The following is a 16984-nucleotide window of genomic DNA, read 5'->3' as shown; positions in this document are numbered from 1 at the left end:
ATGGCAAAAAGTATTGTAATTGCTGAAAAACCTTCTGTTGCACGTGATATCGCACGTGTACTGAAATGTGATAAAAAAGGGAACGGCTATCTTGAAGGTAGTAAATATATTGTTACTTGGGCTTTAGGTCATCTCGTTACATTAGCTGATCCAGAAAGCTATGATGTGAAATATAAACAGTGGAATTTAGAAGATTTACCAATGCTACCGGAGCGTTTAAAACTAACCGTTATTAAACAAACAGGGAAACAGTTTAACGCTGTAAAAAGTCAGCTTCTTAGAAAAGATGTAAATGAAATCATTATAGCTACTGACGCCGGTCGTGAGGGCGAGTTGGTCGCACGCTGGATTATCGATAAAGTTAAAATGCAGAAACCGATTAAACGTCTATGGATTTCATCTGTTACCGATAAAGCAATTAAAGATGGCTTCGCAAATTTAAAACCAGGAAAAGCATATGACAATCTATACGCTTCAGCTGTCGCACGTTCAGAGGCTGACTGGTATATCGGACTTAATGCGACTCGAGCATTAACTACTCGCTTTAATGCCCAACTAAATTGTGGTCGTGTTCAAACACCTACTGTAGCCATGATTGCAAGCCGTGAAGATGAAATCAAACATTTCAAAGCTCAAACTTACTATGGTATCGAAGCTCAAACAGCTGAGAGATTAAAGCTAACTTGGCAAGATACAAAAGGAAATAGCCGTAGCTTTAATAAAGAAAAAACTGATGCAATCGTGAACAAAATTAGTAAGCAAAATGCTACTGTTGTAGACATTGATAAAAAACAAAAGAAATCGTTCGCCCCTGGTCTTTACGATTTAACTGAGCTACAACGTGATGCGAATAAAATATTTGGTTACTCTGCGAAAGAAACATTAAACATTATGCAAAAATTATATGAACAGCATAAAGTTTTAACGTACCCTCGTACAGATTCACGCTATATTTCATCTGATATTGTCGGAACACTTCCAGAGCGTCTGAAGGCTTGCGGAGTTGGAGAATACCGTCCTTTAGCACATAAAGTATTGCAGAAACCTGTAAAATCTAATAAATCATTTGTTGATGATAGTAAAGTAAGTGATCATCACGCAATTATTCCAACAGAGAGCTATGTAAACTTCTCAGCTTTCACAGATAAAGAACGTAAAATTTATGACTTAGTTGTAAAACGTTTCTTAGCTGTTTTATTCCCGGCCTTTGAATATGAACAACTAACATTGCGCACGAAAATTGGTGACGAAACGTTCATCGCACGCGGAAAAACGATTTTATATACTGGTTGGAAAGAGGTTTATGAAAATCGATTTGAAGATGATGATGCAAGCGATGATGTAAAAGAACAAATCTTACCTCGCATCGAAAAAGGCGATACATTAAACATAAAACTAATTGTCCAAACATCTGGTCAAACGAAAGCACCTGCACGTTTTAATGAAGCAACATTACTTTCAGCGATGGAAAACCCAACAAAATACATGGATACGCAAAACAAACAACTTGCTGACACGTTAAAGTCAACTGGTGGATTAGGTACTGTAGCTACACGAGCTGATATTATCGACAAGTTATTCAATTCGTTCTTGCTTGAAAAACGTGGTAAAGATATTCACATTACTTCAAAAGGCCGTCAGTTACTTGATTTAGTGCCAGAAGAACTGAAATCTCCTACACTAACTGGTGAATGGGAGCAAAAGTTAGAAGCTATCGCTAAAGGAAAATTAAAGAAAGAAGTATTTATTTCAGAAATGAAGAACTATACGAAAGAAATTGTTGCTGAGATTAAATCGAGTGATAAGAAATATAAACACGACAACATTTCAACGAAGTCTTGTCCAGACTGTGGTAAACCGATGTTAGAAGTAAACGGTAAAAAAGGTAAAATGCTTGTATGCCAAGATCGCGAATGTGGTCACCGTAAAAATGTATCCCGCACTACAAATGCACGCTGTCCTCAGTGTAAAAAGAAACTAGAACTTCGTGGTGAAGGAGCAGGCCAAATTTTCGCATGTAAATGTGGCTATCGTGAGAAACTTTCTACATTCCAAGAGAGACGTAAAAAAGAATCCGGCAGCAAAGCTGATAAACGCGACGTTCAAAAATATATGAAACAGCAGAACAAAGAGGAAGAACCATTAAACAATCCATTCGCAGAAGCATTAAAGAAATTAAAATTTGATTAAATAAAAAGGTTCCTACCTCTATCGGTAGGAACCTTTTTATTAATGAATGATTTTACTTCCTTTTGCATTCTCAACGAATTTTTCACTTGATTTGTTAATTGGTGTTTTCAGTAATAACGCAGCAACAATCATAACTACTACGAAAACACTTAACACAAGTAAATCTCTAGTTACTATATCCCAAAGCATTCCGCCAACTGTTTCACGAATTGCACTAATTGCATATGTGAATGGTAAGAACGGATAAATTGCTTGGAAGAACGGTGGTGTCATTTGAATTGGGAATGTTCCGCCTGATCCCGCTACTTGCAGTACAAGTAAAATGATCGCCATCGATTTCCCAACGTTTCCGAAAATAGAAACGAGTGAGTATACGATACAAACAAAGACTCCCCCAATAAATAAACTAAATAACACAAACCAGAACTTATCGACTACGTACGTACCGAGTAAGAATATATCTCCCATTGATACGATAAACGCTTGTGAAAGACCTATCGTTAAGAATGTTAATAAACGTCCGAAGTAAACTTCATGGCTCTTATAATTCGCGCCCTCTTCGTGTACTTCTACCGTTAATAATGAAACCATTAATAATGCGCCTACCCATAATGCAAGCACTGTATAGAATGGTGACATTGCTGAACCGTAGTTCGGCATTGCAAATAATTTATTCTCTTTTAAATTTACTGGATTTGCAAAGTAGTCACTTTGCTTTTCAACATCATTCTTTAATAAGCGTATGATGTCTTTTATATCCTCTTCAGATTCAAAATCACGAATTTTATCTGCTAATTCTTTAATCTTTTTCTCAGTCTCCGGCATTTCAGCTTTAATGTCTGCTAATTTCTTTCTACCGTCTACTAAGCCTTTGGATGAATCTTCTAGTAATTTTTTAACATCTGGAAGCTTTTTGTCTGCATCATTTAAAATTTGAGTTGTATTTTTCGACATCTCTTTTGTACGAGCAATTGCTGTGTTGAAGCCTGGTACAATTTCTGCATCATACGTCGATAATACATCTGCTAATTGAGCTGATCCGCCTTTCGCAGCATTGTTAATACTTTCAATTACATCTTTTGTCGGTTTCTGGCCATTGTTAAGAAGTGTAATCCCCTTATTCGTTGCCTCTACACCTTTTTGTAAGCTGCTTTTCGCTTTGTTTAATTTTGTAATTCCATTATTAAGGTTTTTATCACTATTTACATCCGCTAAAACCTTATTTGTACTTTCTAGAACTGGAATCATATCATCAATCAAACCAATTCCAGATTGGAATTGACCATTTAAGCTATTTAAAGCTACTTTCGTTGAATCTAAACCGTTAACACCTCTATTTTGTACATCTTCTTTCGCTTTTTGTAAATCTGCTTTTGCACCTTCAAGGCCATTTTTTGCTTTATCGTAATCTGCTTTTGCATTGTCATATGCTGCATTTGCATCAACTTTAGCTTGATCTACTGTACTAACTGCTTTTTGATAATCTGCTACAAATGTTTCATTATAATCTTTTTCAGCTCGATCGATTAAAGCATTTGTTTCATTTAGTTTCTGATTGATTCCATCTCGCACATCTTGTTTTACTTCTTGACCTGTGCTAATCAAATCATTTAAACGTTTAAATCGATTATTTAAATCTTGTTGTCCATCTTTAATAGCTGTTAAATGCTCTTTTCTTGTTTTAAAGAAATTTTGCCCAAACTCAGTTTGAGCTCCTTGCTCTAAACGAGCCATAACATCAATTACATAAGAGAGATTGTCAATATGCGTTTGAAGATTATTAGATATAGTTGAAATATTTTTCTTAGCTATCTCTGGGTCAACGCTCCCATTTTGCAATCCATCCATAACACTTTGTGCATAAGCTGTTCCTGCACGGGATGAACTTAAAACATTATTGACTGTTTGATTAATATTTTGCGCTATATTTTTATAACCATCACTATTCAACTTAGAAAGGTCCGGTCTTGCAGGGAATTCAGGTAATCCATTCATTCCAGACAAATCAGGAATATTTAAGTCTACACCTGGATTCATTAAAAAGTCAGTAAATGCAGCTGCACTATCCATAACGCCTTTTGCTACTACTAAATCATTTCTTATCGTTCCTGGAGCATTCTTTAATGTTTGATCTTGTCTTGCAAAGAACTTATCTAAATTTGCCAACGCTTCTTGCCCATCATTTATTACACTCTCTACAACAGGTAGATCTTTTTGTGCTACTTTCACGATATCTTCCGCTCGAGTTGCATCATCTAACGCCTTATCCATAAGTGTATTCATTTCTGGGAACTGCGCTTCTAACTTAAATACAAGATCTTTTACCTTCTCGATACTTGGTAAGTTAGTTTCTAAATCGATTCCAAGGTCATTGAAGATTTTAAAAATCTCACCGTTTGCTGTTTTAACAAAGTTTTTACTAACCTCTTCTGTAAGACCCGATGCACCTTTAGCTGTAATCTTCGGTGCAATGGCATTCACCTTTTCATTTACATAGTAATCAATTTCCGGCTTCTGTGGATTTTCATTCAAGACTGTTGCAATCTTTTCAGAAAAATCTTTTGGAATAGTAATACTTGCGGAATAATCTCCACGCTCTACTCCATAAATTGCTTGCTTTTCATCAACAAACTTCCACCCGAAATTTTTGTCCTTCTTAAGTGAATCTACAATTTCTTTCCCGATGTTAATATCTTTCCCTCTTAAATTTGATCCAACATCTTGGTTAGAAACTGCAATCTGGATTCCTTTCGTATTTCCGTAAGGATCCCAAGAAGCTTTGATGTTAAACCATGCATATAACGATGGTAAAATCATTAACCCTAAAACAATAACAATTGCAGCCCAATGTTTGGCTACATTCCGTAAATCTGTCTTATAAATACGCCAAATCTGTTTCATATAAGCAATCACCTAATTATATATTTTTCTTTCTTTGGAAAATGATACATACATTTTGCAATTATATCACTTTCTACAGCGTGGATTAAACGAAAACATACTATTTTTCCCATTAAATATTTCACTTACTTCATTATATAACGAAGTAAAAAAAGTATGCATACAAAATGACCAAATTAGTTTTACATTCAATAATAACAAATATATAGGAAATGTCATAAAAAATACAAGTATTTTCTCTTGGGAATACTTGTATTTATCAAAAAACCCTCCCAGCTTTTCATTATCTGTGAGGGTTTCTTCTATTATATATCTAATTGTACTTCTACACCGAAATGATCAGAAATTACATTTCGATTTGTTCCATTAAAAATGACTTTTGAAGAATTAACTGTTTTACTTCGATTGCTTAATATTAGGTCGATTCGTAAGTTTTGTTTATTTTCATCCCAACCAGCAATCTCTCCTTGGACAGTTGTTCCTTCATCCTTCTCTATCGCTAGTTCATATGTGTCATATAAACCTTTTTGCATTGTATACTCATAACCCTCTCCTTCCAAACGAGCATTGTTATTAAAATCACCCATTAAGAAGGAAAGTTCATTGCTATTTACACGCTCCATTAAACGATCAACTTGGTCTTTGAATGATTCTTCTTCATCATTCCACCAACCGAAATGGCAAGAATAAAACGTTATATTCTTATCATTATAAGCAATTGTTGCACTTACAATTTTGCGTGTTTTCCAATACGTTGTATCCTTATTTTCTGAGACAAAGAACGTATCTTCCTTTACAATGTTGTGCTTTGTTATAATTGCTAATCCTTCTTCGTACACATCATATCCAATATGAGAGAAATCCCAAATAATATTGTATTCTTTTACATTTAATGCTCTTAACTCTTCTAGCAGTAAAAGCCCAAAATTATCTTTTTTCTTGTTACCGCATACATTTTCAGCTTGTATAGACTGACTTACTTCTTGCAATGCGATCACATCATAATCTTCTTCTTGAATTGCTTTAGCAAGATACTTTATTTTTTCAATTTGATTCTCTTCTTGCCAAGAGTGACAATTTAAAGTTAGCAATTTCATATTATTACGCACCTAACATATCTTGAATGTCTGACTTTAATACGTCAGCTTTCGGGCCATATACGGCTTGTACACCTTTATCTTTAACAATAAGTCCTAAAGCACCATTTTGTTTCCATTGTGCTTCTGGTGCAACAACATCTAAATCTTTTACTGTTATACGTAAACGTGTCATACAAGCATCTACGTCAGCAATATTATCTTTTCCGCCCAATAAATCAATAACTTTTGTTGCTAATGAACCATCTTGTACATTTCCTGTTCCTTCTGTTGACTCATCTTCATTATCAATATAGTTACCTGCACGCCCTGGCGTTGGTAAATTGAATTTTTTAATTAAGAAGTTGAATAACGTAAAGTTAAGGCCGAAGAACACTAATGAAACAATGACAAAGTTGATTAAATCTCTCGTTAAACCTGCATTGATCATCATTGGTGTACGTGTAATTAACTCAATAAATCCAAATGCATGAACACGTAAATTAATTAAATCCGCTAATGCGAATGCAAGTCCTGTTGTAATTGCATACACAACATATAATACTGGTGCAATAAACATGAACATGAATTCAATTGGTTCTGTTACACCTGTTAAGAATACTGCTAATGCAGCTGATAAGAACATTGGTTTATATTTTGCACGTTTTTCTTTATCAACATTACGGAACATCGCAAACGCAATCCCCATTAACGCTGCCGTTGAGCCGATAACTTGTCCAGCTTTGAAACGAGCTGGTACAACGTTATTTAATAAATCGTTATATGCTTTCGTATCTCCATTTGCTAATAAGTTATTTAAATCTGTAATCCATGCAAGCCATAACGGATCTTGTCCCGCTACAATTTGTCCAACCTTTGAGCCAGTTAACATCGTATATGTTCCGCCTAGCTCTGTGTAGTTCATCGGAATTGTTAACATATGATGTAATCCAAATGGTAATAATAAACGTTCTAACGTTCCATATACAAACGGTGCAATAACTGGTGCACTATCTTTAGATGCTGCAATCCAGCGACCAAATTCATTTAATCCACTTTGGATAAATGGCCATACAAGTGATAATACAATCGCAGTGACTGTAGACCAAACAATTACAACGAATGGTACGAATCGTTTTCCATTAAAGAATGCTAATGCCTGTGGCAGTTTATTATAATTGTAGTATTTGTTATATAAAGTAGCTCCTAAGAAACCTGTGATAATCCCTACGAAAACTCCCATGTTTAATGCTGGTGCACCAAGTACAGAAGTAAAGTAATCTTTTACAAGTAAATCTCCTGCTAAAAATGAAGAAACTGTCGCTTTTGAATCCGTTAACATTTGAGCGTTTACGCCAAATATAGCTCCTGTAATTCTGTTTGTTAAAACGAATGCTAATAGTGCTGCAAATGCACCACCTGCTCGATCCTTCGCCCAAGATCCCCCAATTGCTACTGCGAATAAGATGTGTAGATTTGTAATAATTGCCCAACCGATGTCTTCCATTACTCGAGCAATGGTATGAACTGCGTTAACATCCCCAGCAGACATCCCAATTAACTTACCGATGGAAATCATTAAACCAGCTGCTGGCATTACAGCTACAACAACTAGTAACGCTTTCCCGAACTTTTGCCAAAAATCAAAAGACGTAATTTTCATCTGTTTTTCCTCCCCTTTATTTATAACAACATAATGATTTAAATTATAATTTCTGTTTCTCTTATGAAAACGATTCCTTATGTTTCTTTTTCTCTTTACGCAACCGTTTTCATAAATCTATTTTAATAAAAGCGTTTTCACATTGCAATAGAAATTTATTTTTTTTCATAAAAAAAGATGCTCAAGGAGCATCCTTTTTTATTATAAAATGCGATAAAACCTTGTTTCATAAGGTTTTAACGTGATTGTAGTTACTTTTTCATGTTCCGCAACTTCATAGTTATTTAAAAGCAAACGTTTGCGTTCTAGTGCGAATAAAGGCTCATTATACACAACTTCCTCTTTTGAGATATTACTAATTACAATGACTTTTTCATCCTGTAACGTACGTGTATATGCATAAATTTGTGGATCGTCTTCTAATAGTAAATCGTACGTACCGTAGTTCAGTACATCGTGCTCTTTTTTCAAGGCAATCATTTTCTTATAGAAATTGAAAATAGACTTTTCTTCATTTTTTTGCTTTTCAACATTAATTTCTTTGTAATTTGGATTCATGCTAAACCAAGGTGTACTTGTTGTGAAGCCAGCATTCATTTCATCGTTCCACTGCATAGGTGTACGTGAATTATCGCGGCAAGAAGCCCATATAATTTCCATCATATCTTGATGTGATACGCCCTCTGCAATTTTCTCACGATATAAATTTTTAATTGCTACATCATCGTAATCTTCAATATTTGGGAACTGAACATTTGTCATACCAATTTCTTGTCCTTGATAAATAAACGGTGTGCCGTGCATAAAGAAATACATCGCTCCTAAAGCCGTTGCACTTTCACGCCAATATTCTTTATCATTTCCCCAAGTAGACACAATACGTGGCTTATCATGATTTTCAATATATAAAGCATTCCATCCCTTATTTTCTAAACCTTTTTGCCACTTTGTTAATACTTTTTTCAACTCAACAACATCAAGATCTTTCTTCTTTTCTGCATCCCATAAGCTTAAATGCTCAAATTGGAATACCATATTGAATTTACCATTCTCTTCTCCAACCCAAAGATCAGCATCTTCAACTTTCACACCATTTGCTTCTCCAACAGTCATAATATCGTATTTAGCAAATGTGTTTTCTTTTAATTCTTCTAGTAATGGCTGAATACCATTTACATTCATATGTTTGTCAAAAGAAGGCACATACTTTAACCCTTTTGGGTTTGGCATATCCTTGAGGCCATCTTCTTTTTTTATATGACTAATCGCATCGACGCGGAAACCATCAATACCTTTATCAAGCCACCAATTAACAGTATCATATAAAACTTCACGAACTTCTTTATTCTCCCAGTTCAAATCTGGTTGTTTACGCGAGAATAAATGTAAATAATATTGCTCTGTCACTTCATCATATTCCCATGCAGAACCATTAAAGATACTTTCCCAATTGTTTGGTTCCGCGCCGTCTTTACCATCCTGCCAAATATACCAATCACGCTTCGGATTGTCTTTAGAAGAACTTGATTCAATAAACCATGGATGTTCATCACTTGTATGATTAATAACTAAATCAATAATAAGCTTCATGTCACGCTTATGAACTTCATCTAGTAGCATATCAAAATCTTCCATCGTACCAAATTCATCCATAATATCTTGATAGTCACTAATATCATAACCATTATCGTCATTAGGTGATTTATACATTGGACAAATCCAAATTACATCTATACCTAAATCTTTTAAATAATCCAGCTTTGCAATAATCCCCTGTAAATCTCCAATACCATCACCATTTGAATCCATAAAGCTACGTGGATAAATTTGATAAGCGACAGCTTCTTTCCACCATGTCTTATTCATACTAATTCTCTCCTTTTGCATCCCATCGGATTTTTTATGCAAACGTTTTCGTAACACTATCATAACAAAATATGAATAGTTTGCAACTGTTTTCATTGAACTCTATGTAGTTTCCTTATTCTTATGCCTTATTTATTTCTCACAAAGATAAAGTGAAACTTTAATCGTTAAGGAGATGTCCATCCCCCGCTGATTATTAGCCCTTACCAATCGAGCTTTTACGAGCAGCCCTATCTTCTTTGCTTCAACCGGATATTGTCTTACTGCTCGCAAATAACGGGATAAATCTAAACCTTCTCGTCTTCTCGTCCATGCGTGTTAAATACACTCTTCATATACTAATACAAGCTCATATTATTTCAGAAAGGAGATATAAATTGAAACAAACAAAATTAACTGGTCGTATCGTCGTTCCCTCGGATCCTAGGTATGACATAGCCCGAATAAATTTAAATTTAAGCATTCCAAAATTCCCTTGTATTATTGTTTTTTGTCAAAATAAAAATGATGTGTGTAACGCCTTAAAATGGGCACGTGAGCGTCATATACCATTTCGCTTAAGAAGTGGACGACATAGCTACGAAAATTTCTCTCTTTTAAATGGCGGGCTTATTATTGATGTGAGTGAAATGAAGCAAATTACGGTTAGTACAGGAAAATTAACAGCAACAATTGAAGCGGGTGCAAATCTTGGCACTGTGTATAAAGAACTTTGGAAATATGGTGTTACAATACCAGCTGGCACAAGTGCAAGTGTCGGAATTGTGGGGTTAACACTCGGCGGTGGCATTGGCATGCTTTCACGCTTATTTGGACTAACATGTGATCAATTAGTAGAAGTCGAAATGGTACAAGCGTGCGGGAAATTTGGTGCAAAAATCATTCGTGCAAATGAACAAGAAAACCCTAACCTATTTTGGGCATGCCGTGGCGGTGGCGGTGGAAATTTCGGGATTATTACTTCCTTAACCTTTCGAGTCCACCCTATTAAAAACGTATCAATTTTCTCACTTACATGGGAATGGAAAGACTTTATTGCTGCATTTCAAGCTTGGCAAAACTGGGCACCTTATATAGATGAACGTCTCACTTCATCAATTGAATTATTCTCTAAACAACGAAATAAAATCGAGGTGAAAGGTGAATTTGTCGGCTCTCCTTCTGAACTCTATCCTCTATTATCTCCTCTTCTTGAAACTGGTAATCCTTCTCTCTTTATAGATGAAGTCCCGTATATAAAGGCTGTTCAATTCTTTAATAGCGGCAATATTCCTGAAAAATTCAAACGCTCTGGTTCCTACGTATATAAACCTATCCCTCTTAAAGGTATTCAAATCTTACAATATTTTCTTTCTCATGCACCAAATAAAGATGCGAGTATTTGGCACCAATCACTCGTAGGTGCTGTAGAAAACATTTCGCCTAATGAAACAGCTTATTTCCACCGCAAGGCAATTATTGCTCAAGAATATATTACTTCTTGGAAATGCAACGATGAAGAAAACCGAAATATACGCTGGGTTAAAGATTTACGGGAAAGCTTAGATCCTTACACACTGGGAGACTATGTCAATTGGCCCGATATCGACATAAAAAATTGGCAAACTAGTTATTATGGCTCTAATTTTCAAAGGTTGCGTAAAGTGAAGACAGCATATGATCCTTGTAATGTTTTTCGTTTTCAACAAAGCATTCCTCCTTTCCATACGTAAAAAGGAAGAACAGAATTCTGTTCTTCCTTTTTACATTGAAAATCGTTCAATGGTTTGTTTCAAGTCCGCTGCTTGCTTCTCTAAATCCTTTAATAATTGATCGATTACTACCATATTTTTAGATTGTTGCAACGTCACACGTGCCACTTCTTGTGAACCAGCTGACGTTTCTTCCGCAATTGCTGCTACAGCCTTTGTTTGTGCTCCTGTTTGATGAATGTGACTCGCTTGTTCATTCATATAACTACTAATTTGCTTAGTTGCATCGGCTACTTCCATAACACTTGATGACATTTCTTTTAAAATTAATTCTGTAGCTTCTCCGCGTTTCGCCTCTTCTTTAGCTGTCTTCACCTGCTCTGTCATTTTCAATGCGACTTGCTGTACTTCATCTTGCATATCCCGTAATAACTGCGATATATTTCTTGCGGAATGATCACTTTCATCAGCAAGTTTACGTACTTCTTCTGCTACAACCGCAAAGCCCCTTCCATGCTCTCCTGCACGAGCTGCCTCAATAGAAGCGTTGAGTGCTAATAAATTCGTTTGATTAGCAATCTCACTCACAACAGAAACAATATGTTCAACTTGTTTCATTCGCTCTTCTAATTTCTGTACATTTTCCATCGAATCTTCATTTTCTCTCGCCAATGTTTGAATACCTTGAATTAAAGAAGTAAAGACACGTGTACTTTGTCCTAAAGCTTGAACCATTTCTGAAGACAACTCGTCAGACTGTTTTGCTTTTCCTTCTACTTCATTTGCAATAGAAGTCGTTGTATCAACAGTAGAAACGATCGCTTGAATCGATGCTGCTGATTGCTCGGCACCGGAAGAAATCTCCGCAAGAGTTTCAGACACACCTTGTGCTTGCTTTGTCGCTTCACCTGTTTGTTTTCTAATTTGCTGAACTTGATTATTTGTATACGAAAATGTAGTATCGATATTTTTTACCATGCCCCTTAAGTTCCCTAGCATCATATTAAATGCAACACTTAAAGATTTAATCTCATCATCGGTCTTTGGCAATGGGACATCTTCACGAATATCACCTTCAGCCGCTTTCCTTGCTGCTTCTTCCAACTTTCGAAGTGGTTTAATTAAAAATATTGCTGCCCCATACGCTAAAATTCCAGACCATACTACACCTAATAACATAACGATAATATTATAAACAGTTTGACTTACATAACTTTGAAAGTAATCATATATAACGTAAATGAAAATTAAACTTGTTGAATATGTAATGAAAGCTAAAACTGTAGTAAATAACATAAGCTGTATACGCAAGCCAAAGGAAAATGTTTTTCTTTCTTTTCCCATCTCTTCTTTCCCCCTTCTTATAAGCAATATAAGTACTACCTATATATTATTATCCATATTTTCGTTATAGAAAGATATAGGGATTTTAAAAATCATTATTTCTTTGAATATTAAATCCCCCTGAAAAAAATAAAGGATTCTGACAATTTATGACTAATAACAGAAATAAGGGGCAACATTTGTAAAATATATTTTTGACTGGGGGTTTTGTATGATTCAAGTTCGAAATCTAGTAAAATCATTTGGCTCACTTGATGTTTTAAAAGGAATTGATTTAGAAGTAAAAGAAAAAGAAGTTGTTGTTTTAATCGGTGCCAGTGGTTCCGGCAAAAGTACATTACTTCGCTGTCTTAACTTTTTAGAAATGTACGATGAAGGTGAAATTCACTTACAAGGTGAACGAATTGATCCGAAGCATTCAAATTTAAACAAAGTCCGTGAAAATGTCGGTATGGTTTTTCAACACTTTAACCTCTTTCCTCATATGACCTCACTAGAAAACATCATAGAAGCACCTATTCACGTAAAAAAATTGGAGACAGCAGACGCGAAGGATGTTGGGAATCAACTCCTACAAAAAGTCGGCCTACAAGATAAGGCGGATGTAACTCCTCACCTACTTTCAGGTGGTCAAAAACAACGCGTTGCGATTGCACGAGCTCTTGCTATGAACCCTAAAATTATGCTATTTGATGAACCTACCTCAGCCTTAGACCCTGAACTTGTTGGAGAAGTATTGCAAGTTATGAAAGAACTTGCTGAAGAAGGAATGACCATGATTATTGTTACTCATGAAATGAATTTCGCAAGAGATGTAGCTGATCGCGTCATATTTATGGATGACGGAAAGATTGTAGAGGACGCTCCGCCAGCACAATTCTTTTCAGCTCCATCACATGAACGAGCAAAACAATTTTTACGCAACGTTTTATAATGTAACTTCTGTTTCAAATGAAAAGAAATACATCCATACGGTGCACAACTAATTGTCCAAATAAAATATCTCAGTAACATACTTAAAACCATCCGTATGATCAATATATAGGAGGGGTTTTATGAAAAGAAAACTATTAACCATTGTTGCGAGTATTACATTATGTACATCCTTCATACTAGGAGCCTGTAGTAAGGAAAGTGCTACTACTTCATCTAATAGTAAAAAGGAATTTCGTTATGCTATGAGTGGTTTATACAAACCTTTTAACTATAAAGAAAATGACGGGAAACTTGTCGGTTTTGATGTAGAAATAGGTGAAGCTCTCGGGAAAAAGATGGGAATGAAACCTGTTCCTGTTACAAATCCTTGGGAAACATTGATTCAAGGACTACAATCAAAAAAATATGATGTGATATTAGGAAGTATGGCTATTACAGAAGAGCGATTAAAAGCCGTGAATTTCTCAAATCCATATTATCGCTCTGGTGCACAAATTTTTGTAGCTAAAAAGAATACATCTATCTCTTCTCCAGAGGACTTGAAAGGTAAAAAAATAGGTGTTGTAAAAGCAAGTACTTTCAAAACCCTTGTTGCAAAATATACAGATCAAATTACAGAATATGATAGTGATATTACTGCACTTATGGACTTAGAACCAGGACGTGTAGACGCAGTTATTACTGATCAAATGGTTGGTCTTCGTATGATTAAAGAAGGTAAATCCAATATAAAAGAAGCTGGAAAACCGTTAAACCTTGATGAAATGGGAATTGCTATTCATAAAGACAATAAAGACATGGTCGAAAAGGTAAATAAAGCGCTAGATGAAATCATTAAAGACGGCACGTATGAAAAAATCAGTAAAAAATGGTTTGGGCGTAATATTCTTGGAGAAGAAGCAAAAACGAAGTAAGTTATCTCTTCAAAGTTTCAATAAATCATGCCCCACTAATTAAAGTTTCACTTTATGTGGGGTATTTCATTCTCTACTAAAATCCATCCAATATGAGGTGACACACATGTTTGAAATCTTTATCTCTACCTATCCGACACTCTTAAAGGCTACTATTGTCACATTACAATTAACATTAACCTCCCTAGTATTCGGTTCATTAATTGGATTATTATTCGCGTTCTTTCGAATCTCTAACAATAAAATTTTAAATAGTATTGCTCATGTATACATCGCCATTATTCGTGGTACACCTTTAATTGTTCAAATTGCTATTCTCTATTTTGGGATTACATCCGTTGTTGTTTTCACCCCTTTTTGGGCAGGAGCAATTGCTTTAGCAATTCATAACGGTGCATATATTACCGAAATTTTCCGTGGATCTATTCAATCCGTTGACCGGGGACAATTGGAAGCTGCTCGCTCTTTAGGTATGCCTTATCCTTTAGCGATGCGCCGGATTATATTACCACAAGCATTTCGCCTATCTCTTCCCCCTCTAGGGAACCAATTTATTATTGGATTAAAAGATTCTTCACTTGTCGCTTATGTAGGAATGTCCGAATTATGGGGATCCGGTTTATCAATTGCCGCAGGTAACTTCCAGCAATTAGATACATATATCATTGTTGGTGTATACTATCTCGCACTAGTTCTTCTATTTACTTATCTTGTCAGTCTTCTAGAAAAACGACTACAACGAAAAGAAAATAACTCTGTCCAGGTCAAGACGAAGAACAAGAAAGAAGTCTCTTTATAACAAAAAGCAAGCTCTAAGAGAGCTTGCTTTTTCATCGTAAGATATGTCTATTATTGATTTACTTTTTTTATAGTCTCTTTTTCCTCTATATGTTCCTCACGATATGAAATATTATGAGGATCCAATCCATTTCCTAAAGAACCATAGAAATGCTCCCTATGCGGATCAACTAATTCACTTCCGTGATAATACACACGTGGTGTATTCCAAAGTGCTGCCAAAGCTTTTGTCATCGGCATTTCGTGATAGCGTTCCGGCCACATTTCTTTAATTTTATCTTTTACTAATGGATAGTATTTAGAACTCATAGCAGGAAACAGATGATGTTCTGTATGGTATGAGAAATTGAAATGTAAAACGTCTACCCAGCGCGGTACTGTTACTGATAAACAGTTTGCTAAAGGATCATTTACTGGAACAATAGGATTTAAGCGGTGATTTGTTGCGATATACGCCATTACAATAAAGTTAGCAATTAACAACGGAATCACGTATGCAAAGAACCACTTTGTAGGTCCCATAATAAACAATAAACTAATCCAAACTGTCCAGGGCAAAAGAAGTTGAAGCCATACAGATTTTTGATTGGATGACTTAAATTCTTTTATAAAATGAAAGAACATTCGAGTCGAATGTAACGTAAATTGAATTGTTAGTGACAGGAAACTAAAGAATGAACGTACATGAAGAGGCATGCGATATACCCAGCTCAAAAACTTACTCTTTTTCAGTTTCTCAAATGTCGGCCATGCATCTGGATCATTCTCTTCATGCTGTGTGTGAACATGATGCGTTGCATTATGCCACTTTCTCCAAAGTTTTGGGCCAGTTGATAATGGCATAAATGCTATCGCACCTAAAAAATCACGAAGCCATGCCTTTCTTACAACTGTTCCATGTAAAATTTCATGTCCTAAAAATCCAAGTGAAGCAAAACATAATCCAAGAACAATTGCAATTCCTAGATTTGCCCACACATTCAATTCAAATACACCGATCGTTATTAAACCAGCCAATGCCACAAGTAAATAAGCCAGTCCACCAAATAATCGATTAGGAACTGGTTTAAATGCTTTTTTCGGCAAATGTGGTGCTACACGTGCTGCATACCACCCAAACGTATGAAGCTCCTTCATCCTTTTGCCCCTTTCTTATGCCGCGCCCCGCGCAACTTGCATATATCAATTCTTGCTTCCAGATTGATTTTACTACGTGATCCAAAAAGCATTTATCATAAGGAAAATATACTCACTCTATCGTCACTTAATTTTCGCTTTTATTATCAATGAAAAACATTTCTCTTTTTACTCTCTATCAACCTTTCCACATGATGAATCATAACAATAGAATTTCTATATTGTCAACAACTTTTATGACCTAGTAATAAAAGTTGGTTATATTTTTATAATTATACTTTATTTCACTAAAGAAAAAGCATAGATTTCATAAGGCTTTATCAGGTATATATACATATCCACTTAAACAACATAGACTCTATCTTATTCAAGAACTCTCTATGTAATCAACAAATGGAATCACTTGAATTTAGCTTTATATAAATCCTACTTCTTCATACTGCCCCAATAAAATAATTATATTAAAAT

Annotated in this window: 11 protein-coding genes and 1 pseudogene; 5 read left to right on the top strand and 7 right to left on the bottom strand. The window is 35.3% G+C overall.

The window, feature by feature from the left end; all coding sequences use genetic code 11:
* Nucleotides 1-2190: a DNA topoisomerase III gene (gene topB / locus NSQ69_RS02140; protein ID WP_341098897.1), complete on the top strand. Its 2190-nt coding sequence runs from the start codon at nt 1-3 to the stop codon at nt 2188-2190.
* 39 nt (nt 2191-2229) lie between these two features.
* On the opposite strand, the gene NSQ69_RS02135 is transcribed toward topB, so the two are convergent.
* The 4 genes from NSQ69_RS02135 to NSQ69_RS02120 form a co-directional block, all read right to left on the bottom strand.
* On the bottom strand, nt 2230-5091 hold the full coding sequence (locus tag NSQ69_RS02135) for a YhgE/Pip domain-containing protein (RefSeq protein WP_002124969.1): 2862 nt from the start codon (nt 5089-5091) through the stop codon (nt 2230-2232).
* A gap of 305 nt (nt 5092-5396) precedes the next feature.
* Nucleotides 5397-6188, bottom strand: a complete 792-nt coding sequence (locus NSQ69_RS02130) for an endonuclease/exonuclease/phosphatase family protein (protein ID WP_063226361.1) — start codon at nt 6186-6188, stop codon at nt 5397-5399.
* A gap of 4 nt (nt 6189-6192) precedes the next feature.
* On the bottom strand, nt 6193-7830 hold the full coding sequence (locus tag NSQ69_RS02125) for a PTS transporter subunit IIBC (RefSeq protein ID WP_002029549.1): 1638 nt from the start codon (nt 7828-7830) through the stop codon (nt 6193-6195).
* 201 nt (nt 7831-8031) lie between these two features.
* Nucleotides 8032-9696 carry a glycoside hydrolase family 13 protein gene (locus NSQ69_RS02120; protein WP_078203780.1) on the bottom strand — a complete coding sequence of 555 codons (1665 nt, stop codon included), beginning with the start codon at nt 9694-9696 and terminating at the stop codon, nt 8032-8034.
* Nucleotides 9697-10073: 377 nt separating this feature from the next.
* Here NSQ69_RS02120 and NSQ69_RS02115 point away from each other — a divergent pair, with 377 nt between their 5' ends.
* Complete coding sequence (locus tag NSQ69_RS02115; protein ID WP_002124960.1) at nt 10074-11408, top strand: FAD-binding oxidoreductase; 1335 nt, start codon at nt 10074-10076, stop codon at nt 11406-11408.
* A 30-nt stretch (nt 11409-11438) separates the two neighbouring features.
* On the opposite strand, the gene NSQ69_RS02110 is transcribed toward NSQ69_RS02115, so the two are convergent.
* Nucleotides 11439-12365 carry a methyl-accepting chemotaxis protein gene (locus tag NSQ69_RS02110; protein WP_412675106.1) on the bottom strand — a complete coding sequence of 309 codons (927 nt, stop codon included), beginning with the start codon at nt 12363-12365 and terminating at the stop codon, nt 11439-11441.
* Between the two features lie 15 nt (nt 12366-12380).
* Nucleotides 12381-12566 (bottom strand): annotated as a pseudogene (locus tag NSQ69_RS27685) (HAMP domain-containing protein); the annotation flags it as partial.
* Nucleotides 12567-12942: 376 nt separating this feature from the next.
* On the opposite strand from NSQ69_RS27685, the gene NSQ69_RS02105 reads away from it, so the two are divergent.
* The 3 genes from NSQ69_RS02105 to NSQ69_RS02095 all read left to right on the top strand — a co-directional run bounded on the left by NSQ69_RS02105 (nt 12943) and on the right by NSQ69_RS02095 (nt 15380).
* On the top strand, nt 12943-13665 hold the full coding sequence (locus NSQ69_RS02105) for an amino acid ABC transporter ATP-binding protein (RefSeq protein WP_002029539.1): 723 nt from the start codon (nt 12943-12945) through the stop codon (nt 13663-13665).
* 121 nt (nt 13666-13786) lie between these two features.
* A complete protein-coding gene (locus NSQ69_RS02100) occupies nt 13787-14581 on the top strand; it encodes an ABC transporter substrate-binding protein (protein WP_078203778.1) in 795 nt (264 codons plus the stop codon).
* A 106-nt stretch (nt 14582-14687) separates the two neighbouring features.
* On the top strand, nt 14688-15380 hold the full coding sequence (locus NSQ69_RS02095; protein ID WP_002186825.1) for an amino acid ABC transporter permease: 693 nt from the start codon (nt 14688-14690) through the stop codon (nt 15378-15380).
* Nucleotides 15381-15430: 50 nt separating this feature from the next.
* On the opposite strand, the gene NSQ69_RS02090 is transcribed toward NSQ69_RS02095, so the two are convergent.
* A complete protein-coding gene (locus tag NSQ69_RS02090) occupies nt 15431-16516 on the bottom strand; it encodes a fatty acid desaturase family protein (protein ID WP_002091268.1) in 1086 nt (361 codons plus the stop codon).
* Between the last annotated feature and the right edge of the window lie 468 nt (nt 16517-16984).

This window comes from Bacillus sp. FSL R10-2201 (assembly GCF_038008665.1).
GTDB classification, from domain to species: Bacteria; Bacillota; Bacilli; order Bacillales; family Bacillaceae_G; genus Bacillus_A; species Bacillus_A mycoides.
The sequence above is the reverse complement of the archived record's forward strand: the minus strand, read 5'-3'. Positions and strand labels throughout refer to the sequence as shown.